Genomic DNA, 23,526 nt, shown 5'->3' on the forward strand with positions numbered 1-23,526 from the left:
GAGCGAAGATGACCGACGCTGGGGACCGGCACGGCCCGCACAGCGTCATCAACCGCGTCCTCGCGGTACTGGCCACCTTCGAGGGCACGCCCGGTTCGCTCACGGTCGCCGGCATCGCGCAGCGCGCGGACCTCCCGGTGTCCACGACCTACCGGATCGTGGCCTCCCTGGAGGAATGGGGCGCGCTGCGGAAGGGATCGGACGGCAGGTACCAGATCGGCTTCCGGCTCTGGTCGCTCGGGCAGCAGGCGGGACGGCGCCTGCGCGACCGCGCCCATCCGTTCCTGCAGGATCTCTTCGACCTCACCCAGGAGAACGTGCACCTCGCGATCCGCGACGGGCTGCACTCGCTGTACGTCGACAAGGTCTACAACTCCCGCAAGCTCCCCGTGGTCTCCCGGATCGGGGGGCGCCTGCCCCTCCATGCGACCGCCGTGGGTCGCGTCCTGCTCGCCGCCCAGCCCGACTGGTTCGTGGACGCCTACCTCGCACGTGAGTTGGAGAGTCCCACCCCGAACACGGTCACCGACCCGGCGGTGCTGGCGCGGGTGATCGCGGACGTGCGTCGGGAGGGGTTCTCCGTCACGTACGAGCAGATGCGCCTCGGCGCCATCTCCCTCGCGGCCCCCATCGTCTACCAGGAGGAGACGGTCGCATCCGTAGCGCTCGTCTTCGACATCGGCCAGGCCGGCGAGGTCGAGCGACTGCGACCCGCCGTGAAAGGGACCGCGGACAAGATCGGCCGGGCGATGCGCGGGGGCAGCGCGGGGGCGGTTCTGCGGCGCGTATCGCCACCGACGTCGGATCGTTTCTCAAGCGATGAGAAACCCGGCTTGCACGGCGCCGGTCCAGGTTGAAGAGTCAAGGCACTCGTTCAAGGAGGAGCAGGATGAGCATCGCCGCACCGACCACCGCAGGACCCGACTACCACGGGTTCGAGCCGTTCAAGCTCACCGATCCGTTCGGGGCCTGGAAGGCCCTGCGCGAGGAGGCCCCCGTCTTCTACGACGACCGCATCGGCTACTGGGTCGTCTCCCGGTACGACGACGTCAAGGCCGTCTTCGACGACTGGGAGACCTTCTCGTCCGCGAACGCCCAGCAGCCGATCCGTCCGCTGGGCGACGCGGCCAAGCGCGTTCTCGCAGACGGCGACTTCACCGCCTACTCGGGCCTGTCCGCGCGGATCCCGCCCGACCACACGCGCATCCGGGCGATCGCCACCAAGGCGTTCACCCCTCGCCGCTATCGCGTGCTGGAGCCCTTCATCCGCGAGAACGTCGACACCCTCATCGACCGGATGGTCGCGAAGGGCGAGCCCGGAGACATCCTCACCGACATCGCGTGGGATCTCCCGACCATCACGATCTTCACGCTCATCGGAGTCCCGGTCGACATGATCGAGACCGTCAAGGCCTGGGCGAGTTCGCGCACCGCCATCACGTGGGGCGACCTCACCGACGACGAGCAGGTGCCGCACGCCGAGAACCTCGTCGCCTACTGGCGGTACTGCCGCAAGCTGGTCGCCGACGCGAAGGAGTCGCCCGGCGACAACCTGGTGTCCGACATGGTGCGCTTCCAGGCCGATGGGGACGAGATCAGCGACCACGAGATCGCGTCGTTCCTCTACAGCCTGCTGTTCGCGGGTCACGAGACGACGACGACCCTCATCTCCAACACCGTGCGCGAGCTCCTCGCGAACGACCAGTACACGCGCGTCCGCGACGAGCCCGCGCTGATCCCCGGCGCGATCGACGAGGTGCTGCGCGTGAGCGGAAGCATCGTCGCCTGGCGCCGCCATGCGGAGAAAGACGGCGAGATCGCGGGCGTGCCGATCCCGGCCGGCTCGAAGGTGCTGCTGCTCATGGGCGCCGCCAACCGCGACCCCGAGGTATTCCCGGATCCCGACACCTTCGACATCACCCGCGCCAACGCCCGCGCCCATCTCTCGTTCGGCTACGGCATCCACTACTGCATCGGCAACATGCTCGGCAAGCTGCAGACCCGCATCGCGGTCGAGGAGATCGCCCGGCGCCTGCCGCGGCTGCGACTCGTTCCGGACACCCACATCACGTTCGGCGACAACCTGTCGTTCCGCGTCCCGAACTCCGTCCCCGTTCTCTGGAAGTGACCGCCATGAGCATCCCTCTGAACCAGACCTACACGTTCGCCTTCGACTCCGGCGACGAGCCCACCATCGAGCGCTTGGGCGGCAAGTGCAACAGCCTCGCGATCATGACCTCGGCCGGGATGCCCGTTCCCCCCGGATTCGCGATCACGACGGATGCCTTCGACAAGGTCATGACCGAGACCGGGCTGGGCGCACGCATCGCCGAGATCCTCGTCGGCCTCGACGAGCACGACGTCGCCGAGGTGGATCGCCGGGCGGCGCACGTGCGGGAGCTGATCCTGACCCAGGAGATCCCGACCGACGTGCGCGACGAGGTGGTTCTGGCCTACCGCGGGCTGATGGACCGATGCGGCGACGACGTCGCCGTGGCGGTGCGCTCCAGCGCGACGGCGGAGGACCTGCCCGACGCGAGCTTCGCCGGACAGCAGGACACCTATCTCTGGATCGTGGGCGAGGTCAATGCGCTCCACAAGGTCCGGGAGTGCTGGGCGAGCCTCTACACCGCTCGCGCGATCACGTACCGCATGGCGAACGCGATCCCGGATGAAGGACTCTCGATGGCGGTCGCGGTGCAGAAGATGGTGAACTCCCGCAGCTCGGGTGTGGCGATGACGCTCGACCCGCAGACGGGCGACCGCACGAAGATCGTCATCGAGTCGAGCTGGGGGCTCGGCGAGATGGTCGTGTCGGGTGAGGTGACGCCCGACAACTTCCTGCTCGACAAGGTGATGCTGAGCGTGGTCACCCGTGCGATCAGCGAGAAGGCGGAGGAGCTGGTGCCCAGCGGCCGCGGCAGCATCGTCCGTCGCCCTGTCGACGACGACCGCCGCGGCGCGCCGAGCCTCTCCGACGAGGAGTTGCTCGCCGTCGCGCGCCTCGCGAAGGCCGCCGAGCGCCATTACGGCAAGCCGCAGGACATCGAGTGGGCGATCGACGCCGACCTGGCCGACGGCGAGAACGTCCTGCTGCTGCAGGCGCGACCGGAGACCGTGTGGTCGCCGAAGTCCCCCACCAACACGATCGCCGTCACGTCCCAGGGTTCCGGGATCGCTGCGATCGCCAAGTCGATGCTCTCGAGCCTCGGCATCCGCTGAACCCGCCCCACCGCTCCACCCGACAGCACGAAACCCGACAGCCCGAGACGACGTCGCTCCCCCGCGAGCGCGTCACGGATGTATCAAAGGAGATGCAATGTCCGACACGACGACGCAGAGGAAGTCCTTCCCCTCGCCCTATGACCTCCAGGCCCCTCCCGGATCCGAGGGGTGGGAGGCGCTCTACCCGTACAACCTCGTCTTCCGCGACGAGTTGCGCGAACAGGAGGACGGCCGCTTCTGGTTCTGCGACAGCCAGCACTGGCCCAACGTGTTCAAGCCGTTCGAGGTGACCGCGGTCGAGTTCGCCAGCCGCAACCTCGGCGCCTACAACACGCGGCACTACCTCGTGCCGCCGGCCAACGGCATCGACTATCGCATCCACAACGGGTACAACTACTTCAGCCCGGTGCCCGTGCCGCCGGACGAGATCGCCGCGCGCGTCCCGCACTTCCTCGAGCGCGCTGGCTACTACTTCCAGAACTGGGAGTCGCTGCTGGAGAAGTGGCACACCAAGGTCACCGACAACATCCGTGCTCTCGAGGCGATCGAGTTCACGCCGCTGCCCGACATGGTCCCGATGGAGACGATCACGGAGGGCGTCGGCTACGACCCGTCGGTGGACCTGTTCGAGGGCTACGACCGGCTCCTCGCCCTGGTGTATCGCAACTGGGAGCACCACATGGAGTTCCTCAACCTCGGCTACGTCGCCTACCTCGACCTGTTCCAGTTCTGCAAGGAGGCGTTCCCCGGCATCCCGGATCTCGCGATCGCCAAGATGGTCGTGGGCGTCGACTCGGTGCTCTTCCGCCCCGACGACGAGCTGAAGAAGCTGTCCACCCTCGCGGTCGAGCTCGACCTGCAGGACGTCTTCGCCCGCGGGGCGGGGAACGCCGCGACGACGCTGGCGGCGCTGCGCGAGGCACCGCGCGGAACCGAGTGGATCCAGGCCTGGGAGGCGGCACAGGATCCGTGGTTCAACTACACCTCCGGCAACGGCTTCTACGGCGACGACCGGTACTGGCGCGACGACCTCGACATCCCGATGGGGTACGTCCGCGACTACGTCGTCCGCGTCGCGGCCGGCGAGAGCCTCGGACGCCCGAAGGACGAGCTGCTGATCGAACGGGACCGCATCGTCGACGAGTACGCGGCCGCGCTCGACGACGAGGCCCGCGCGACCTTCCACGGCAAGCTCGGCCTGGCCCGGACCGTCTACCCCTACGTGGAGGACCACAACTTCTACATCGAGCACTGGACGATGGGCGTCTTCTGGCGCAAGGTGCGTCAGCTGTCGACGATGCTGCACGAGCAGGGCTTCTGGCCGCAGCCGAACGACATGCTGTACCTGAGCCGCGACGAGGTGCGTCCCGTCCTGTTCGACTACGCGAGCGCATGGGCGGTGGGCACCGCGCCGATCGGCCCGACGTACTGGCCGAAGGAGATCGAGCGCAGGCGCGCGATCATCGCCGCTCTCCAGCAGGAGCGCCCGCAGCCGGCGTTCAACACGCCTCCGGAGCAGATCAGCGAGCCCTTCACCATCATGCTCTGGGGCATCACCACCGAGCAGGTGCAGCAGTGGCTGGGCACCGACGACGCCCAGGAGGGCGTGCTCACCGGCATGGCGGCCTCCGGCGGAGTCGTCGAGGGCGTCGCGCGCGTCATCACGAGCCCCTCCCAGCTCGATGAGCTGCAGCAGGGGGAGATCCTCGTCGCTCCCGTGACCGCGCCCAGCTGGGGGCCGGTCTTCGGCAAGATCGCCGCGACCGTCACCGACATCGGCGGGATGATGAGCCACGCGGCGATCGTCTGCCGCGAGTACGGCGTGCCCGCGGTCACCGGCACCGGACGGGCGTCGACCCTGATCACCACGGGAACCCGGTTGCGCGTCGACGGCACGCAGGGCACCGTCACCATCCTCGACTGACCACGATCCGGACGACACCATGACACGCGCATCCCGCTCACCCGTCAACCTGCTCGGACGAGACGTCTCGGCGCGCATCCCCTCGCGGGATGCCACCAAGGGCATGATCCGGATGGAGGAGCGGGACGCCGCGGTGTGGGAGGGCGCGCTGCCGTTCCTCCGCACCCGCGACAACGATGCGCACACGCTCGTGTCGTACGGCATCGCGCGGGCGCTGCTCGAGATGGTGCCCGAGGGCGATCCGGACGTCGTGCTTCCGGCGATCATCCTGCACGACACCGGCTGGTCCACCGTCGACGAGACGGTTGCGTTCGACGCCATCGCCCCCGACCGTGACGGGAGCCTGCACCACATCGTGATCCAGCACGAGAAGGAGGGCGCGCGCATCGCCCGCGAGGTACTGGGGGCCCTCGGCCATCCGCGGGCGGCGATCGACGAGATCGCCGAGATCATCGACGGCCATGACACCCGCCTGACCGCGCTGAGCGTGAACGACGCGCTCGTGAAGGATGCGGACAAGGTCTGGCGGGTCTCGCCCCACGGCATCGACGTCGCGGTGCCGCGATTCGGCCTCACGCGGGAGGAATCGGCGATCCTCAACGCCTCCCGCGCCGTCGACGACCTGTTCACTCCCGCCGCGCAGGCGATGTCTCGCGCGTTCCTCGCGTGGGAGTGCATGACCGAGAGCCCGCAATGGCTCCAGACCACCCCTCGGGAGCTGGGCGCATGAGCGGGACGCACAGCGGACGCACCGTCGTCATCACCGGCGGCGCGGCGGGCCTCGGCCGCGCCTTCGCGGTCGGCTTCGCCGAGCGCGGCGCGAACGTGGTCGTGGCCGACATCGACGAGCGGGGCTCGGCCGAGACGGTGCGCCGCATCCGGGATGCCGGCGGCCGCGCGCTGGCGGTCCGCGCCGACGTGACCGACCGCGCGTCGACGGATGCCCTCATGGCCGCGGCGACCGAGGAATTCGGCGCGCTGCACGCCCTCGTCAACAACGCCGCGATCTACGCGACGATCCACCGGGCGCCGTTCGCGGACATCGACCCCGACGAGTGGGATCGCGTGATGGCCGTGAACGTCAAGGGCACCTGGCAGTGCTCCGCTTCGGCGGTCGCGCGGATGGCGGAGGGCGGCGCGATCGTGAACATCGCGTCGGCCACCGTGTTCAGCGGCTCGCCGCAGTGGATGCACTACGTCGCTTCCAAGGGCGCCGTGATCGGGATGACGCGCACGCTCGCGCGCGAGGTCGGCGGACGCGGGATCACCGCGAACGTGATCGCGCCGGGGTTCACCCTCACCGAGGCGTCCCGCGCGCAGCTGGAGGACGCCGAGACGTACGGCGTCTCCGCGCGCGCCATCCGTCGCGCGAGCATTCCCGAGGACATCGTCGGCACGGCGCTGTTCCTGACCTCGCCCGACGCCGCCTACATCACGGGCCAGACGATCGTCGTCGACGGCGGCAAGCAATTCATCTGACAAGGAGCAGCACGTGAGCACAGTGGTCTACACCGCGGCCGACGGCACCCGGACGGTGATCGAGGGTCGGCCGGGCGATTCCGTGATGGAGACCGCCGTCCGCAACGGGGTGAAGGGCATCGTGGGCGAGTGCGGGGGCAGCCTGTCCTGCGCGACGTGCCACGTCTTCGTCGAGCCGGAGACGTTCGCGCTGGTCGGCGGCCCGAGCGGGCCGCTGGAGGACGACATGCTGGACGGCACGGCGGTCGAGCGACAGGAGACATCGCGCCTGTCGTGTCAGATCCGGCTGGAGGAGGGCGTGGAGTACCACGTCCGCACGCCGGAGGCTCAGATCTGATGCCCGGGACACTCGTGATCGGCGCCTCGCAGGCGGGCGTCCAGATCGCCGCGACACTGCGCGAGCTCGGAGACGAGGAGCCGATCACGCTCATCGGCGAGGAGCCGCACCGCCCCTACCAGCGTCCTCCCCTGTCGAAGAAGTGGCTCAAGAGCGAGCTCGTCCCGGGCGACGTCATCCTGCGCACGCGCGAGTGGTACGACGGACAGCGGATCGACCTCGTCAGCGGCGACCGGGTCGTGACGATCCGGCGCGACGCGGACGGCACGGGACTGGCCATGACGCAGGGCGGGCGGCAGCTCGCGTTCGACCGCCTCGCCCTGGCCACGGGCTCCTCCGTGCGCCGCCTCACGATCCCCGGCACCGACTTCCACGGCGTGCACTACCTGCGCGACGCCGACGATGCGTATGCCCTCGAAGCGGCGCTCCACGACCCCGCGAACCGGCGGGTGGTCGTCATCGGCGGCGGGTTCATCGGGCTGGAGATCGCGTCCGTCGCCCGCAGCGTCGACAAGGAGGTGACGGTTCTGGAGGCCTCGCCGCGGCTCGTCGGGCGGGTCGTCTCCGAGCAGACGAGCGCCTTCTACCTCGCCGCGCACCGTCGCCGCGGCACGCGGGTCGTGCTGGACGCGCGGCTGCAGCGGATCGTCGGCGGAGCCGCGGACGCCGCGGGCCGGCGCTCGCGGGTGGTCGGCGTCGAGCTCGCCGACGGCGTGCTGATCCCCGCCGACCTCGTCGTGATCGGCATCGGGGTGCTGCCGCGCACGGAACTCGCCATCCAGCTCGGCCTGGAGGTGGCGGGCGGGATCGTCGTGGACGCGCACGCGCGGGCCTCGGACGGGCGCACGGTCGCCGCCGGCGACTGCACCGTCATGCCGAACCCGTACACGCTGGGGGTGCCGGGCCTCACACGGATCGAGAGCGTCAACAACGCGCTCGAGCAGGGCAAGGTCGCCGCGTCGACACTCCTGGGCCGCCCCGCGACGTACGCATCCGTGCCCTGGTTCTGGTCCGACCAGGCCGACCTCAAGCTGCAGATCGCGGGCCTCAGCGCCGGATACGACCACGTGGTCGTGCGGGGCCGCCCGGAGGACGAGCGCTTCTGCGTGCTCTACTACCGCGGCGGCCGGCTCATCTCCGCCGACTGCGTCAACCAGCCCGCCGAGTTCCTCGCCGTCCGCGGCGCGCTCGCCAAGGGGCACACGATCCCGCCCGACCGCGCAGCCGACATGAGCACGCCCCTCAAGCTATCGGTGACCGAGCCGGTCGCGGCCTGACCCGGAGATATCCATGACCCGCTTCCTCCACACGTTCGACAACGTCCAGACGCTCGGCAACGGCCAGTCGCCGCGCCGCGCCTACACCGACCTCGACGACCTGTGGCGCGCGGCGGAGCCGTACATGCGCGCGCGCCGCAACGACATTCACATCCCTCTTTCGTTCTCCTTCGCCGAGCTGCTGCTGGACGACTACCCGGATGCCGACGAGCGGGTCGCGCGCGTCGCGATCCTCCTCCACGACGTCGGCTGGGCGCGGGTGGATGCGGAGGCCATGATCACGGACGGCTTCCGCTCCGAGAACTGGCGCCAGTCCGACGCACGCATCCTGCACGAGGCGGAGGGCTGCGCGATCGCCCGCGAGCTCCTGCCTCCGCTGGGCTTCGATGACGCGTTCGTGACGAAGGTGACCGACATCATCGATGGTCACGACACCCGTTTGGACCACCGCAGCCTCGAGGACGCCATCGTCCGCGACGCCGATCGCCTCTGGCGGTTCACCCCGACCGGCACGGCCTTCTCCGCGGAATGGTTCGGCCGGACGCCACGCGAGATCGTACGGCAGCTGGAAGACGGGGTGCTCGACGAGCTCATCACGGCCTCCGGCCGCCGCATGGCCGAGGCCGAGCTCGTGCGCACGATCGAGCTGCTGAAGATCGACCTGCTGTAGGAGGACGACCGACATGACGATCCCCGAAGCCCCGCCGCGCACCGCGCTCGCCCGACACCGGGACGCGGCTGCACGCCTGCCCTACCGCCACGTCGACGACGTGTTCATCGGCGGCGAGTACGTCGCGGCCGAGACCGGCGAGAGGCAGGACGTCATCGACCCCGCGACCGCCGAGGCATGGGGATCGGTCCCCGTCGCCTCCGACCGCGACGTCGACCGTGCGGTGCGCGCCGCACGCGCCGCCTTCCCCGGCTGGGCGGGGCTCGCCCCCGGGGAACGCGCGGCGCGGATGCGCGCGTGGGCGGACGCGATCGAGCGGCGGAGCGATCCCCTCGCCGTGACGAACTCTCTCGAGAACGGTTCGCCCCTCGCGGAGACCTCCGGCCAGGCCGCGAACGCCGCCGGGATCATCCGCTACTTCGCGGGCCTCGCAGACATCCTGGAGCGCGAGGACGTCCGCGTCGCCCCGCTGGACCCGACGCAGGCGACGACCGTGCGGCGCGAGCCGATCGGCGTGTGCGCGCTGATCGCTCCGTGGAACTTCCCCATCAATCTCGTCGTCATCAAGCTCGCGCCGGCGCTGATCGCCGGCTGCACGGTCGTGGTGAAGCCGGCGTCTCCGACGCCGCTGTCGATCCGCTTTCTGCTCGATGCCGCCGTCGAGGCGGGCATTCCGGCGGGCGTCGTGAATCTCATCACCGGCGATGCCCGCGTCGGCGATCGGCTCGTGCGTCATCCGGACGTCGACAAGGTCGCCTTCACCGGGTCGACGCCCGTGGGCCGCCGGATCGCGGCGGCGTGCGGGGAGCTCCTGCGCCCGGTGACGCTCGAACTCGGCGGGAAATCCGCGGCCATCGTCCTCCCGGACGCGGACGTCGCGCATCTGCAGCGCGTGCTCATCCGCTCCTGTCTGCGCAACACGGGTCAGACGTGCTACATCTCGACGCGGCTCATCGTCACCCCCGAGCGCTACGAAGAGGTCGTCGATGCCGTCGCGGCCACGGTCTCGGCCGCCGTCCAGGGCGACCCGCTCGACCCGGCGACGGTGTTCGGCCCCTCGGCGACGCGCGCGCAGCAGGGCATCGTGCGCGACTACATCCGCAGCGGCATTGCGGAGGGCGCGCGGGTCGTCACCGGCGGCGACGTCGAACCCGCGATCGCGGAGGGCTTCTTCGTGACGCCCACCGTCTTCGCCGACGTCACCGCCGAGATGGCGATCGCCCGCGAGGAGATCTTCGGCCCCGTGCTGTCGATCATGCCCGCGCGCGACGTCGACGAGGCGGTCGCCCTCGCGAACGCCACACCGTTCGGTCTCGGCGGCATCGTGTTCGGGCAGAACGAGGACCGCGCCTTCGAGGTCGCCACCCGGGTCGACACGGGCTCGATCGGCATCAATTTCTTCGGCTCGAACCACGCCGCGCCGTTCGGCGGTCGCCGCGACTCGGGCTTGGGCGTCGAGTACGGCGTCGAGGGGCTCAACGCCTACCTCACCTACCAGTCGGTGCACCGCAGGGTGCGCGCGTGACGGGAGTCGTCCTGCGCTGGGGCGTCAAGCGCAGCCTGCAGGAGTACGTACGCTCCGCCGGCGGCGCGATCGAGGCGGGAGACGGTGCCGTCTGGGACGACGACGAGGCGCTCTTTCCCGCGGATCCGCGCATCCCGGGCGGCTTCCGCGGCTTCGTGCGATTCCGGGCGCACGAGGGGATGCTCGACTGGACCGTCGCCGAACCGCGCTTCGAGAAGGACCGGGCGGAGCTCACGGTCCGCGGTCGCGACGGGGCCCGCATCGTGTTCGCCACGATCGTCGGCGACGAGGCGCGCCTGACCGTGGACGGGGCGCTGATGTTGGGCGGCTTCTACGCCACCGGGACGGTCATGGACACCGTCTCCGTCCGGCCCTGACCGGGCGCGGGAGAGAGCGTACGCTCGGATCATGGTCAGCGCTGACGCCACGATCGCGGAGTTGCAGGGGCTGGATCGGTCGGAGTGGCCGGCGTACCTGGCCGAGCACTCGGGCCTGCCCGGCCCGCGCGCCAATCTCCCGTTGGTCGAGACGGTCGCGGGACTCGCTGATGCCCTCGCGATCGACGAACTGGTGCGAAGCGGCGACGAGTACCCGCTGATGTGCGCGGCTGCGGCCCTCGGGCGCCGCGCAGACGATCCCGAGTCCGAGTCGAGGGCACACGACCTTGCCTCCGACGAGCATTGGCGGGTGAGAGAAGGCGTCGCGATCGGCCTCCAGCTGTTGGGCGATGTCGCACCGGCCGCGCTGAGCTCCGTCGTGCTGAGGTGGGCCGACGATCCGGACCCGTGGGTTCAGCGCGCTGCCGCGGCCGCGATCTGCCAGCCGCGTCTCCTGCGCACTCCCGACGCCGCGGCGCTCGCGATCGAGGTCTGCAGACGAGTGACGCGTCAGCTCGCAACGCTTCCCGCCGAGCGCCGCACGCATCCCGATGCGCGGAAGCTCCGGCAGGCGCTCGGATATTGCTGGAGCGTCGCGATCGCCGCCGATCCCATCCCTGGCCTTGCCTCTTTCGCCGATCTGGACACCGCCGATCCCGATATCGCGTGGATCGTGAACCAGAACCGGCACAAGAAGCGCCTGTCCGTTCTGCTCTGACGGCGCACTGCACTGCATCCGCGGGGTGCTCGCGGGGATCTTGGCGATGAGCACGCTGGCCCAGCCCATCCGCGCCTGCGTCATCAGCGCAGGTGCATGCTCTCCGTCACGAGCCGTGCGCCGTAGTCATCAGCCTGAGAGCCGCATCGATCCGAAAGCGGTGATCCACGTCCTTCAGATCCATCGACAGGATCTCCTCGATCCGCATGACCCGGTAGCGCACGGTGTTCGCGTGGACGTGCAGCCGTGCCGCCGTCCGGCCGAGGTGGCGATCGCATTTCAGGTAGGCCGTGAGCGTGCGCAGGTACTCCGTCCCCGATGTCTCATCGGCTGCGGCCAGCGGGCCAAGCAGGTGCTCAATCTGTCGGCCGAGGCGCTCTGACGAGACTCCGCCGGCCAGCGTCGCGTCGATCGTGTTCACCGTGCGAACGCGGGGGCCGTGCTCGTCGGACCGTGCGGACTCCCCGATCGATGCGATGTTGTCGAGGCAGACGCGCAGGTTTTTTTGCTCCATCGCATGCTTCGCCGATCACCACGACCCACGGCTCGGAGCCGATCCTGGGGAGGATGCCGTGCTCGATCTTGTCGCGAATGTGCGGGATCCCGTCGGTCGCGTCGAGTAAGGCGACCAGTTCATCGCCCCGACGGCAGAGCGGGGTGTGGGGCAGAACGCTCTCGAGGGCATCGCCCAGTAGTCCGGCGTCGATGTCGGTCGCAGCACCCCGGTGGTTCGGGCGGCGCGCGAAGAGGGCGGGGGCGCGCGAAGGTCCGTGCCATTCGTGATCGAGAAGCTCGTTGAGCTGCGCGTTGCCATCATCCAGGATCGATCTGGCCCGGATCGCAAGATCGGTTAGCAGGCCCCCGATCATCGAGGTCGAGGTGCGCAGCAGCCTCGTCTCCGACCGCGTCAGCTCGCGATTCCCTCGGACGACGAAAGCGAAATCGCCGGTGCGTCCGGCGATGTGCGTCCAGCGCACTTCCGGATCGCGCATGGTTCGGTCGGCCACGACCACGTCGATCGCCGCTCCTTCACGCTGCCGCAGCTCAACCGTCATCCCCAGGTCCTGTGCGAGTATCTCGAGCGCTCTGTGGGCGCCACCACGAAGGCTGAGCGAGTCGGCGACGAGTTCCGTGGTGCGCATCGCGCGGTCCGTTGCGGCGAGCTCCTCCTGGGCGGTAAGGAGAGCGCCCCGCACGGCATCGACTTCGCGAAGCGACGCCACGCATGCTGACAAGGTCTGCGCGATTTGGCCCATGCGATCCAGCTGGACTTCGGTCCAGTCATGCATGTGCCGATCGGCGGCGTAGATGACGCCGAAGATGTGCTCGCCGGCATAGACGGGAAGCGTCAGCGTCGCCAGAATCCCCTCCTGATCGATGACACGCGCCATCACCGGTCCGCGGCGGGGGTCTGCGGCGTAGTTTCGGCACGTCGCGGCGATCCCGTCGAGGGCGACCCGTCCGCCGATGCCCTCACCCAGCGCGAGTGTCCACGACGACGCCATCTCGACGGTCCGAAGGCCCGTGTGGGCACCCATCAGGAGGTGCCCGTCGACGATCGGAGCCACCCAGGACACGTCGCATTCCACCCAGGCGACGACCTCTTCGGTCGCAGCTTTCATCGCCTCGTGGACCGAGCGTGCGGCGAGCAGTTGGCGCAGGAAACGGGCGCGCGGGTCCGCTCCGGCTGGTTCCGGTGTGTCGTCGGTCGGGTGGACCACTGCCCCTCTCCTCTTCGTCGAGTCGGGTGTAGCAGCGATTGTATTCGGCTGTCACGCGCTGACAACCGACAGCCCGAGAACTTTGTCACGACGTGTCTATCGTCGCTCCACGCCACCCGGAAGAGTCAATCGTGCCGTCCGGGAACTCCACCGGCGGACCCGACAACGACGTCAGGAGATCCCATGACCCCTTCCCCCACCGATAACGCTCAGACGGTGCTCGTTGCAGGCGGAGGCCCGATCGGACTGGCAGTCGCGATCGATCTCGCCTTGCGCGGCGTGCGCACGATCGTCTTCGAGGCTCGTCTTCCCGACGAGTCGTTCGGACCGCGTACCAACCAGACCAACGCGCGCTCGATGGAACACTTCCGGCGCTGGGGCATCGCCGACGCACTGAGGCGCAATGACCCGATCGACCCCGAGATGAAGCGCGACGTACGGTTCATGACTCGCGTCGTCGGCGGCCACACCCTGGCCAACCTGGAGGGCGGCGTCGAGTGGGCGGCCCGGTTCCCCTTCGCCGCCGAGACCCCGGAATGGGCGCCGAACCCCGCGATCGAGAAGACCCTCCGCGACCGGGCCGCGGAGCTCTACGAGATCGACCTGCGGTTCGGCATCGAAGTGACAGGCTTCGCGCAGACCGATGATGGAGTCACCGTGGAGTTCGTCGATCGGGACGGCATTGCAGGGTCGGCGAGCGGGGCGTACCTGGTCGGCGCCGACGGCAGCCGCAGCTTCGTCCGCAGGCAGCTGGGCGTCAAGCTCGAAGGCCTGCCGAACCTCACCTCCGCGATGGCCTGGCACGTCCGCGCCCCCAAACTGAAGGAACTCGCCCGTCCCACGGGGCTATCGGCCTTCTACTGGCTGATCAACGAGGACCGCACGGGTCTCATCGTGTTCGCCCAGGACTCCGACGACACCTATCTGTTCTTCGACGCCCCCGCACCGGACGGCGTCGACCCCGACGACTGGTCCTCCGTGAGCGCGTACTATTTGCGCCAGCTGGGAACGGACACCGAGCTCGAATCGCTCGGTGGCGGTCAGCTGATGGTCCACTCCGTGATGGCGCCGCGCTACGACCACGGGCGCGTTCTGCTCGCCGGTGACGCCGCCCACCTGATCTCGCCGTATGGCGGGTTCGGCATGAACATCGGCATCGGCGACGCCGCCGACCTGGGCTGGAAGATCGGTGCAACCCTGCAGGGATGGGGTGGCTCCGCGCTCATCCCCAGCTACAGCCAAGAGCGCCGAGAGGCCGAGGAGTGGATCCTCGACGTGTGCGCGAAGAACACCTCTCTCATCGGACCGAACATGGCACGCGATCACATGGAGCAGGACGGTCCGGGCGGCGACGCGGCACGAGCGGAAGTCACCGAGATGATCTTCGAGAAGAAGGTGTCGGAGCTGAAGAGCATGGGCGCGCAGCTCGGGTACCAATACAACGGGTCCCCGATCATCGCGCATCAACCGAACCCGCCGGAGTCGACCGCCGGCGACTACATCCCCACCGCGTCACCCGGCTCGCGCCTTCCGCACGTCTGGCTCGATGACACGACCTCGCTGTACGACCGGCTGGGGCCATGGTTCACGCTGGTCGTGACGGAGGAGGGACCGGACACCACCCCGTTCGAGGCTGCGGCCCACGACCGAGGTGTCCCGCTGCTCGTCCTCACCCCGGGCTCGCAGGAGCTCGCCGAGTTGTGCGAGGCGAAGCTCGTGCTGGTGCGCCCCGATCAGCACGTCGCATGGCGCGGTGACGTGGCGCCAGCGGATGTCGAGACCCTGATCGACCTGGTGCGTGGGCATGTCTGACCGTCACGTCCGGGTGGGCGGCATCGACTGGGCCTGCACCGAGATGGGCGCGGGGCCGCTCGTGCTCTTTCTCCATGGCACGCTCAGCGGGCGAGTCACCTTCGCCGACACGATGGCGGCAGTCACGGGTCCGTACCGTCTGGTCGCGATCGACTGGCCTGGCCACGGCGAGTCGGGCTGGGACCCGGCAGGGTGGACAGCCGACGACCTGGTGGCGGCGATGCCGGAGCTCGTCTCGGCGCTGGGAGAGGAGTCTGCGATCCTCGTCGGTCTCTCGCAAGGCGGCGCGATCGCCACGCGCACCGCGATCCGCTACCCGGAGCTGGTCGACGCGATGGTGCTCATCAACGCGTCTCCCCAGCCTCCTGGGCCCGATGCGGTCGCCGCGGTCGCAGCGGTCGGCGACGCGCTCGCAGGGGACGACGAGACGGTCAGACGCGATGCGGCGGCAGGGCTCCAGCGCATCTTCCACGCCCCCGGTTGGCTCGATGCACACCCCGACGCAGCCGAGCGCGAGCTCCAGCAGATGCTGGCGCACCCCCGGGAGGGTGTCGCCCTGGCCGCGCGGGTCCCCGCGACTTATCGGCCGGTCAGCGACCAGCTATCCCAGATCCGCTGCCCCACGCTCGTGGTGTGGGGCGAGCGCGACCCCGGCACATCGAGAGGACCGGAGATGGTCGACGCGATCCCTGACGCGGAACTCGTCGTCCTCCCCGGCGCAGGCCACCTGGCAACCCTCGAGGCGGCTGCGCCGACCGCGGCCGCCATCTCGGGATTCCTCGCCCGAGTTCACCCCGACCAGAAATGAGTTGAGACATGTACCTGGCCTCCATCGTGAATCGACCGACGATCTTCGTCGATGGTGCCCCCGTCGACGTCCACGACGCATCCGGCGGCCGCTTCCCCGCCGGGATCGCTGACATCTACGAGGTGTGGGACGAGTTCCGCGCCTGGGCGTCGGAGCAGAACGCCGGGCGTCCGGGCGATATCGACGTCGCCACGCTGGGCGCGCCGTCACCACGACCGTCGCAGGTCTTCGCCATCTCCCTCAACTATCTCGACCATGCGGAGGAGGCCTCGCTGCAGATCCCTGACTTTCCTTCTGTCTTCACAAAATTCCCGTCATGTATCGGCGCTCCGGCCGCACCGGTCGAGATCGCACGTCCGATGACCGACTGGGAGCTCGAGCTCGTCGTGGTGATCGGTCGCGAGGGACACCTCGTGAGCGACGCTGACGGGTGGGACCACGTCGCCGGCCTCACCATCGGTCAGGACATCTCCGACCGGGAGCTCCAGCTCGCGGGGCCTTCGTATCCGCAGTTCAGCCTCGGCAAGTCGTTCCCCGGCTACGGACCGACCGGCCCGTGGCTGGTCAGCCCCGACGAGTTCGACAACCGCGATGACATTGCCCTGCGCTGCATCCTGGACGGGGAGGTGGTGCAGGACTTCCGTACGTCCAACCTCATTTTCAGCATCCCCCGGCTCGTCTCTCTCCTCTCGAGCGTCGTCACCCTGCGCCCAGGCGACCTGATCTTCACCGGTACCTCTTCCGGCGTCGGATTCGCCCGCACCCCGAAGCGTTTCCTGGCTCCGGGTCAGGAGATCGTCAGCGAGGTCGAGGGGATCGGTGCTCTGCGCACCACCCTGGTCGCCTCGGGCTCGTGAGTATCAGATGAGATTCGTCACGTACGCGTCCTCCGACGGCGACAACCGCGTGGGCGTGATCGCCGACGCGGTAGTGCATGGGCTGGATTCGGGGCCCAGCATGGTCGACTTGCTCGACGCCGGTGAGCTCCAGACGCAGGGCGAGAGGGCTTTGAGACGGCCCGCCGAGGTCGTCGAGTTGGACAAGGCGCTGCTCCGAAGTCCGCTGCAACCGCGGTCGATCCGCGACTGCGCGGGGTTCCTCCAGCACCTGCGAAACGTGTCTTCGGCGATCGATATGCCCGTGGACGAGCGATTCGAGACCTTCCCGCCCGCGTACTTCACGAACCCGGATGTGCGCTTCGGCCCACGCGACGATGTCCCGATGGCGCCCGACACCGAGATGTTCGACTTCGAGCTCGAGATTGCGGCGGTCATCGGACGGGTCGGATGCGACATCCCGCTCGCCGATGCGGAGTCCCATATCGCGGGCTTCATGGTCTACTGCGACTGGAGCTCGCGGGATCTGCAGATGAAGGAGATGCCGTTGCGCCTCGGGCCGGGCAAGGGCAAGGACACCGCCAACACGCTGGGACCCGCTCTCGTGACTCCCGACGAGATCGAGCCGTTCCGGTCGGGTGCAGGCTACGACCTGGAGATGACCGTGCGCGTCGATGACGAACTCGTCAGCCATGGGCGCTGGAGTTCGATCGACTGGGGCTTCGCCGACATGATCGCGTTCGCATCGCGCGGAACGAGGCTGCGGCCGGGCGACGTGATCGGTTCAGGCACCGTCGAGAGCGGATGCCTATTCGAGCAATACGTCACCGATCGCCAGAACTTCCGTGGATGGCTGCAGCCAGGCGACGATGTCCGGCTCGCGGTGGAGCAGCTGGGCGAGCTGCGCCACCGAGTCGTCGCAGCGCCGACGGCCGAACGTCTGAGCACGGGGTACTGAGATGGAGCTCACCCTCCGTTCCCTGCTGGTCGGCGGGATTGCCCGCTTCGGCGACCGGGCGGCGCTGCTCGGCCCAGACGGCCGCACCCTCAACTACCGCCAACTGGAGCGCAGCGCGGATCGGCTCGCCCACCTGCTCGTCGCCGCCGGGGTCTCGCCCGGTGATCCGGTTGCGCTTCTGATGGGGAACCGCGTGGAATGGGTCGTCGCCGACCAGGCGATCCTGCGTGCGGGTGGAGCGAAGGTCCCGATCAACCCGATGCTGTCCGCCGCCGAGATGGCTTACATCCTGGCCGACAGCGGCGCGACGGTCGCGCTCGCCGACGACACTCTCGCCGCGGTGGCGCGCGACGCCGGGGTCGCCCAGGTGATCGAGCTCGGCGAGGCGTGGGAGCGGGCGCTCGCGACCGAGACGGACGGACCGCCGGACGTGAAGGTCGCACCCGCGGACATCGCGCTCATCCTGTACACGGGCGGCACTACCGGCCGGCAGAAGGGCGTGCTGCACACCCAGGAAGCGCTCGCGGTCAACCTCCTCGCCCACGACATCGAGATCGGCATTCTCGATGACGAGCGGATCCCCCTGACCGCGCCGCTCGCCCATTCCGCGGGCTTCCTCCTGAACGCCGGGCTGCTGAAGGGCGCCTTCCACGTACTGGCGACGCGCTTCGACGCGAGCACGGTCATCGACACGGTCATCGAGCACGCGATCACCGTGCTCTTTCTCGTGCCGACGATGATCTACCGTCTCCTCGACGCCGACCACCGCGAGGGCGAGATCGTGTCGTTGCGCACCATCCTCTACGGAGCGGCGCCGATCACGCTCGAGCGGCTAGAACAGGGGATTGAACGGTTCGGGCCGGTCTTCATGCAGCTGTACGGGCAGTCCGAGGCGCCGAACTTCCTCACCCGTCTGACACGGGAGGACCATGACCCGGCGCATCCCGACCGGCTCTCCAGCTGCGGACGAGCGGCGGCCTTGGTATCGGTGGCGGTGCTCGATGACGACGACCGCCCTGTGCCGACGGGCCAGGTGGGCGAGATCTGCGCGCGGGCACCGTACGTCATGACTGGGTACCGGGGAATGCCGGAGAAGACGGCCGAGACCCTTCGGGGTGGGTGGCTCCACACCGGTGACATCGGCACGATCGATGCCGACGGCTTCGTGCATCTCCTCGACCGCAAGAACGACATGGTGATCACCGGCGGGTTCAACGTCTACACCACAGAGGTAGAGCAGGTGATCGCTGGCGTCGCCGGCGTACGGCAGACGGCAGTGGTGGGCATCCCTCATCCCGATTGGGGCGAGGCCGTCGTCGCCTACGTGGTCGCCGAGGAGGGTTTCGACGACGATTCTGTCCGAGTCGCGTGCGACGACGCCCTCGGTCGCTACAAGCAGCCGAAGGCCGTGGTGCGCGTCGATGTCCTCCCGACCACCGCGGTGGGCAAGGTCGACAAAGTCGCCCTCCGCCAGGCATGGCCGGGGTGGACGGAGCGGATGCGATGAGCGGCTCTGTCTACATCACGGGAGTCGCATGCACTCCCTTCGGCAAGCATCCGGAGCGCTCGATCAAGGAAATGGTCACCGCCGTGGTGGACGAGGTGCTGGCTGACGCCGGCAGCTCGCCGGAGGAGGTGGGATTCGTCGCGGTCGGCAATGCGATCGGATCGCTGATGACCGGTCAGGCGATGATCCAGGGCCAGCTGGCCCTGCTCGACACCGGCCTGGCTGGAGTCCCCATCGTCAACATCGAGAACGCGTGCGCGTCGAGTTCGAGCGCCCTTCTTCTCGCGGTCAACGCAGTCCGCGCCGGAGCCTGCGAGACAGCTCTCGCGATCGGTGTCGAGAAGATGACCTCCCCCGACAAGGCGCGTGCGTTCGACGCGCTCGCGACAGGGGTCGACATCACGGCTGCCGGCGTGGGGCGCCCTGGCGCATCCGTCTTCATGAGCATCTACGCCCAGGAGGCACGCGACTACATGGCGGCCACCGGCGCGACCATCGAGGCCTTCGCCCACGCCGCCTCAACCGCACGGCTGCACGGCAGCCTGAACCCCCGCGCCCAGTACCGTTCGGCGGCGACACCGCAGGAGATCCTCGAGTCGCGGGTCATCGACGACCCGCTTCGACTCCTCATGTGCTCACCGGTAGGTGATGGGGCGGCCGCGGTCCTTGTCTCGTCGCGACCGCGGACCGATGCCGCGATCGCCGTGCGCAGCATCGCGCTTCGGTCCGGGCGACGCGCGGAGGGCGGCGAACTCATCCGACGCACCGCAGCGGAGGCATTCGCCACAGCGGGACGCCGCCCGACCGACGTCGACGTGCTCGAGGTGCACGACGCCGCAAGCTCGGCCGGTTTGGTCGCTCTCGAGGAGATCGGCGCCGTCGAGCACGGACACGCTTGGCGCCGCGCGCTCGACGGCGACCTCCGTTTCGACGGTTCTCTCCCGGTGAACACCGGTGGCGGGCTGGTGAGCAGGGGCCACCCGGTCGGTGCGACCGGTGCCGCGCAGATCGTCGAGCTCGTCGATCAGCTGCTCGGTCGCGCAGGAGGTCGGCAGGTGCCTGATGCGCGTGTTGCCGTAGCGCAGAACGCCGGCGGCGCCGTCACCACCGCGCCGTACACGTCCGCGGTCTGCAGCGTGACCGTCTTGGAACGCGACTGAGGCCACCTTGGCCGCAGTCGAAAGGAAAGGAGCAAAGATGACCACCACAGGATCCGTCAGCGCGATGGGGTATATCGCGCTGGGGTCGAGGGATCTCCCCGCCTCGACCCGTATGGCCGCCGACGTGCTCGGCCTGAGATCGGTGGAGAACACGGCCACGCGCGCCTACCTGTCCGCAGCCGACACCCACCACGAGCTGGTCTATGTGAAATCGGACGTGGAGGGCGTCGACCACATCGGCCTGGTCGCGCCCGACAGTGACAACCTCGCGGCCATCCGGGAGAAGGTCCGGCGCGGCGGTTGGCGCGTCCTCGCCGAGCAACCCATCGAGGAGCACATCGAGGAGGGCTTCGCCTTCATTGGGCCTGAGGGGTTCACCTGGCACGTCTACCGTGGCATGTCGATCTTCGACAACCGCACGGGAGGCTTCGGCCCGGATCGGTACGGACATGTCAACCTCAAGGTGCGCGACTCGGTCGCGATGGTCTCGTTCCTCGTCGATGTCTTCGGGTTCACGGTCTCGGACCGCATCGGGGAAGACTTCGCCTTCTTCCTTCGCTGCAATCCGGAACACCACGGCATCGCCGTCGTGAAAGCGGCCGGTCACCAGCCCTCACTTCATCACCACGCCTGGCAGGCTCAGAGCATCACCGATCTCGGCAAGCTCGCCGACCGTTTGGCGAAATCGGGATCTCGGTTGTTCTGGGGTCCGACCCGTCATGGGGCCGGGCACAACATCGCGGCATACTACATCGAGCCGGGTGCGGCCCTGGTCGAGCTATACACCGATATGGAGATGATCTACGACCCGCGCCGGGACGCCATCGTGTGGGCGTTCGAGGATCCGGGTTGGCTCAGCCAGTGGGACGGCCTCTCGCCGGAGAACATGCTGGAGTTCGGGGTGCCCACGATCAGTCGCTGACGTCGCCCTCGGGCCGGTGAGGAGCACGGTCACGCTCCGAGGCACGACGGGCGGCAGCATCCCTGGCGCAGATGACCCCTCGACCGGCTTGGTCGTGCGAGCAACCGGGGGATGCGCAAGTGGCGCTGGAGGCCAGCGATACCTACACGATGGTCGTGCCAGAACTCGCTGGCAAAAAACTCACTCCCAGACACGGCGAAGCCCTGACGAGAGTCATCTCATCAGGGCTTTTCTGTCGGGATGACAGGATTTGAACCTGCGACCCCCTGACCCCCAGTCAGGTGCGCTACCAAGCTGCGCCACATCCCGTTGTTCACTTTTCAGCCCCCGCCTGAGCGCGGACAACTCCCCCATCTTACCCGAGCGCCCGAGCCCCCGCGAACGCTCTCGCCCCGTGTCGGCACCTCGCGCTAGCGTGACCGCCATGATCACCATCGCGCCCGCCACGGCCGACCGGTTCGACGACGTCGAGCACACCTTCTCGGGCGGCGGCGACGGACTCAGCTGCCAGTGCCAGTGGTGGACGCTCACGAACGCGCAGTTTCAGGCATCCGACCGCCATGAACGCGAACGGATGCTGCGGGCACAGGTCGCCGCAGAGCCCTCCCCCGCCCTCATCGCCTACGTCGACGGCGAAGCCGCCGGGTGGGTCCGCGTCGGACCCCGCACCGCGCAGCCACGACTCGCACGCACCCGCGACTTCGCCGCGACCAACGAGCCGTGGGATGACTCGACCGTCTGGGCCGTGACCTGCTTCGTCGTGCGCAAAGAGCACCGCGGCAAGGGCCTGAATCAGCAACTGCTCGACGCCGCGATCGACCATGCCCGCACGAACGGAGCCCGCGTGCTCGAGGCGTATCCGACCGACACGAGCGCCACCAAACGCTCGTCGAACGAGCTCTTCCGAGGCATCCTGAGCGTGTTCGAGAACGCCGGATTCCGCGAGATCGCACGTCCCAAGCCTGAGCGGGTGATCGTTCAGCTCGACCTGAGCACCTGAACGCCACGAACACCGGACCGGTGGCTCGTGCGACGATTGTCGTGTGCGGCGGCAGGCCCAACGAGGAGCAACATGAGCGCAGAGTCCCCACGGTCGCCCCTCGCGGGCCTGGCCGGGCTGCCCGCGTGGATCGGCTTCATTCCCTACGCGGTGGTCTCGATCGTGCACGTCATCGCGCTCGGCCTGGATGCGGACGCGATCGCCGCGCCGACCAAGCTCACACTCATGCCCCTGCTCGTCATCGCCGCCCTCTGGGCCGGACGCGGCTCCACCTGGGGCGCGCCAGCGACGCTCCTGTTCGTCGCCCTCGCGTTCTCGTGGCTCGGCGACGGCGCCGGCACGTTCTTCCCGTACGCTCCCGAGCTGCCCGTCATGCTGCTCTGCTTCGGCCTCGCGCACGTCGCCTACATCGTGCTGTTCTGGCGGTTCATCCGCACGAAGCCCTGGCCCGCCTGGGCGCTCGTCTACGCCGCGTGGTGGCTCCTGCTCGTGATCGTCCTGTGGCCCCGGCTCGGCGCCCTGTCGTTCGCCGTCGCGATCTACGGCCTCGTTCTCGGCGGCACCGCGGCGACGGCCGCGCGCTGCGCCCCGATGGTCGCCATCGGTGCGGCGTTCTTCCTCGCCTCCGACACGATCCTCGCGTTCCGCCTCTTTACCCCCGAGGCCATGCCCGACTGGACCAGCCCCCTCGTCATGGCGACCTACACGCTCGGCCAAGGGCTCATCGTCGCGGGCGTCGCCGTCGGACTGCCGCGCCTCGCCGTACGATCCCGGGCGGCGCGCACGTGAGCAGCGAGACATCCCGTGTGCGAACGGATGCCTGGCTCTGGGCCGTCCGCGTCTACAAGACCCGCTCGGCGGCGACGACCGCCTGCCGGGCGGGGCACGTGCGTGTGAACGGCGATCGAGCCAAGGCCGCGCAACCGATCGGTCCCGGCGACGAGGTTCGCATCCGCATCGCCGGGTTCGATCGCACGCTCGTCGTCCGCCAGACGATCGTCAAGCGCGTCGGCGCCCCGGCGGCTGCGTTGGCCTACGAAGACCTGACGCCTCCCCCGCCTCCCCGGGAATCGATCGCCTTCGTGCCGGTGCGCGACCGCGGGGCGGGTCGGCCGACCAAGCGCGAGCGCCGCGACATCGACAAGCTGCGCGGATTCGCCCCCGAGTAGATCCGCGACTCTCGGACGCCTTAGATGTGAAAACTCTCATCTTCTTGCCGCGATCTCGGCGTGATTTCGGTGTTTTTCGGGCGTCGGATGTCGGTGGTCGT

Annotated in this window: 24 protein-coding genes and 1 tRNA gene; 22 read left to right on the forward strand and 3 right to left on the reverse strand. The window is 68.9% G+C overall.

What is annotated here, in order from left to right:
- The first annotated feature begins 8 nt into the window (after positions 1–8).
- The 12 genes from CGU35_RS09165 to CGU35_RS09220 all read left to right on the forward strand — a co-directional run bounded on the left by CGU35_RS09165 (position 9) and on the right by CGU35_RS09220 (position 11,532).
- Positions 9–857, forward strand: coding sequence for an IclR family transcriptional regulator (locus CGU35_RS09165; protein WP_198519543.1), 849 nt, complete (start codon positions 9–11; stop codon positions 855–857).
- A gap of 32 nt (positions 858–889) precedes the next feature.
- On the forward strand, positions 890–2,128 hold the full coding sequence (locus tag CGU35_RS09170) for a cytochrome P450 (RefSeq protein ID WP_100811175.1): 1,239 nt from the start codon (positions 890–892) through the stop codon (positions 2,126–2,128).
- A 5-nt stretch (positions 2,129–2,133) separates the two neighbouring features.
- Entirely contained in the window at positions 2,134–3,222 is a 1,089-nt protein-coding gene (locus CGU35_RS09175; RefSeq protein WP_100811176.1) for a PEP/pyruvate-binding domain-containing protein, read from the forward strand.
- Between the two features lie 97 nt (positions 3,223–3,319).
- Complete coding sequence (locus CGU35_RS09180) at positions 3,320–5,149, forward strand: PEP-utilizing enzyme (RefSeq protein ID WP_100811177.1); 1,830 nt, start codon at positions 3,320–3,322, stop codon at positions 5,147–5,149.
- A 19-nt stretch (positions 5,150–5,168) separates the two neighbouring features.
- On the forward strand, positions 5,169–5,879 hold the full coding sequence (locus CGU35_RS09185) for an HD domain-containing protein (protein WP_100811178.1): 711 nt from the start codon (positions 5,169–5,171) through the stop codon (positions 5,877–5,879).
- Entirely contained in the window at positions 5,876–6,628 is a 753-nt protein-coding gene (locus CGU35_RS09190) for an SDR family NAD(P)-dependent oxidoreductase (RefSeq protein WP_100811179.1), read from the forward strand. The genes CGU35_RS09185 and CGU35_RS09190 overlap by 4 nt, the downstream gene beginning before the upstream one ends.
- Before the next feature lie 13 nt (positions 6,629–6,641).
- A complete protein-coding gene (locus CGU35_RS09195; protein WP_100811180.1) occupies positions 6,642–6,965 on the forward strand; it encodes a 2Fe-2S iron-sulfur cluster-binding protein in 324 nt (107 codons plus the stop codon).
- Positions 6,965–8,242, forward strand: a complete 1,278-nt coding sequence (locus CGU35_RS09200; protein ID WP_100811181.1) for an NAD(P)/FAD-dependent oxidoreductase — start codon at positions 6,965–6,967, stop codon at positions 8,240–8,242. The genes CGU35_RS09195 and CGU35_RS09200 overlap by 1 nt, the downstream gene beginning before the upstream one ends.
- 13 nt (positions 8,243–8,255) lie before the next feature.
- Entirely contained in the window at positions 8,256–8,912 is a 657-nt protein-coding gene (locus CGU35_RS09205; protein WP_100811182.1) for an HD domain-containing protein, read from the forward strand.
- A 13-nt stretch (positions 8,913–8,925) separates the two neighbouring features.
- Positions 8,926–10,437 (forward strand): aldehyde dehydrogenase family protein, encoded by a 1,512-nt coding sequence (locus CGU35_RS09210; protein WP_100811183.1) that lies wholly within the window; start codon positions 8,926–8,928, stop codon positions 10,435–10,437.
- Entirely contained in the window at positions 10,434–10,814 is a 381-nt protein-coding gene (locus CGU35_RS09215) for an HtaA domain-containing protein (protein ID WP_100811184.1), read from the forward strand. The genes CGU35_RS09210 and CGU35_RS09215 overlap by 4 nt, the downstream gene beginning before the upstream one ends.
- 31 nt (positions 10,815–10,845) lie before the next feature.
- Positions 10,846–11,532 carry a HEAT repeat domain-containing protein gene (locus tag CGU35_RS09220; RefSeq protein ID WP_100811185.1) on the forward strand — a complete coding sequence of 229 codons (687 nt, stop codon included), beginning with the start codon at positions 10,846–10,848 and terminating at the stop codon, positions 11,530–11,532.
- A 106-nt stretch (positions 11,533–11,638) separates the two neighbouring features.
- Here the strand turns inward: CGU35_RS09220 and CGU35_RS09225 are convergent, their stop codons facing one another.
- Together CGU35_RS09225 and CGU35_RS09230 are read right to left on the reverse strand one after the other, a co-directional pair.
- Positions 11,639–11,953 carry a PucR family transcriptional regulator gene (locus CGU35_RS09225; protein WP_198519545.1) on the reverse strand — a complete coding sequence of 105 codons (315 nt, stop codon included), beginning with the start codon at positions 11,951–11,953 and terminating at the stop codon, positions 11,639–11,641.
- A complete protein-coding gene (locus CGU35_RS09230) occupies positions 11,889–13,253 on the reverse strand; it encodes a GAF domain-containing protein (RefSeq protein WP_100811187.1) in 1,365 nt (454 codons plus the stop codon). The genes CGU35_RS09225 and CGU35_RS09230 overlap by 65 nt, the downstream gene beginning before the upstream one ends.
- Before the next feature lie 183 nt (positions 13,254–13,436).
- Between CGU35_RS09230 and CGU35_RS09235 the strand changes: the two genes are divergently transcribed.
- Genes CGU35_RS09235 through CGU35_RS09265 form a run of 7 tightly spaced genes read left to right on the forward strand, consistent with a single transcriptional unit; the run spans position 13,437 to position 21,256 of the window.
- On the forward strand, positions 13,437–15,065 hold the full coding sequence (locus CGU35_RS09235) for an FAD-dependent monooxygenase (protein WP_100811188.1): 1,629 nt from the start codon (positions 13,437–13,439) through the stop codon (positions 15,063–15,065).
- Positions 15,058–15,873, forward strand: coding sequence for an alpha/beta fold hydrolase (locus CGU35_RS09240; protein WP_157813927.1), 816 nt, complete (start codon positions 15,058–15,060; stop codon positions 15,871–15,873). Before CGU35_RS09235 ends, CGU35_RS09240 begins: the two co-directional genes overlap by 8 nt.
- Positions 15,874–15,881: 8 nt before the next feature.
- Positions 15,882–16,730 carry a fumarylacetoacetate hydrolase family protein gene (locus CGU35_RS09245; protein WP_100811190.1) on the forward strand — a complete coding sequence of 283 codons (849 nt, stop codon included), beginning with the start codon at positions 15,882–15,884 and terminating at the stop codon, positions 16,728–16,730.
- Between the two features lie 7 nt (positions 16,731–16,737).
- Entirely contained in the window at positions 16,738–17,667 is a 930-nt protein-coding gene (locus CGU35_RS09250; RefSeq protein ID WP_100811390.1) for a fumarylacetoacetate hydrolase family protein, read from the forward strand.
- A 1-nt stretch (position 17,668) separates the two neighbouring features.
- Positions 17,669–19,174 carry an AMP-binding protein gene (locus CGU35_RS09255; RefSeq protein WP_100811191.1) on the forward strand — a complete coding sequence of 502 codons (1,506 nt, stop codon included), beginning with the start codon at positions 17,669–17,671 and terminating at the stop codon, positions 19,172–19,174.
- A complete protein-coding gene (locus tag CGU35_RS09260; protein ID WP_100811391.1) occupies positions 19,171–20,334 on the forward strand; it encodes a thiolase family protein in 1,164 nt (387 codons plus the stop codon). Before CGU35_RS09255 ends, CGU35_RS09260 begins: the two co-directional genes overlap by 4 nt.
- A 37-nt stretch (positions 20,335–20,371) precedes the next feature.
- Entirely contained in the window at positions 20,372–21,256 is an 885-nt protein-coding gene (locus tag CGU35_RS09265; protein ID WP_100811192.1) for a VOC family protein, read from the forward strand.
- Between the two features lie 235 nt (positions 21,257–21,491).
- Here the strand turns inward: CGU35_RS09265 and CGU35_RS09270 are convergent.
- A tRNA-Pro gene (locus tag CGU35_RS09270) sits at positions 21,492–21,565 on the reverse strand.
- Between the two features lie 115 nt (positions 21,566–21,680).
- On the opposite strand from CGU35_RS09270, the gene CGU35_RS09275 reads away from it, so the two are divergent.
- From CGU35_RS09275 to CGU35_RS09285, 3 genes are all read left to right on the forward strand, one after another.
- Positions 21,681–22,256 carry a GNAT family N-acetyltransferase gene (locus tag CGU35_RS09275; RefSeq protein WP_146048001.1) on the forward strand — a complete coding sequence of 192 codons (576 nt, stop codon included), beginning with the start codon at positions 21,681–21,683 and terminating at the stop codon, positions 22,254–22,256.
- Positions 22,257–22,328: 72 nt separating this feature from the next.
- Positions 22,329–23,045 carry a lysoplasmalogenase gene (locus tag CGU35_RS09280; protein ID WP_100811194.1) on the forward strand — a complete coding sequence of 239 codons (717 nt, stop codon included), beginning with the start codon at positions 22,329–22,331 and terminating at the stop codon, positions 23,043–23,045.
- Positions 23,042–23,425 carry an RNA-binding S4 domain-containing protein gene (locus tag CGU35_RS09285; protein WP_100811195.1) on the forward strand — a complete coding sequence of 128 codons (384 nt, stop codon included), beginning with the start codon at positions 23,042–23,044 and terminating at the stop codon, positions 23,423–23,425. Before CGU35_RS09280 ends, CGU35_RS09285 begins: the two co-directional genes overlap by 4 nt.
- Positions 23,426–23,526: the final 101 nt, after the last annotated feature.

The sequence above is a fragment of the Microbacterium sp. BR1 genome, from assembly GCF_002812725.1.
Lineage (GTDB): Bacteria > Actinomycetota > Actinomycetes > Actinomycetales > Microbacteriaceae > Microbacterium.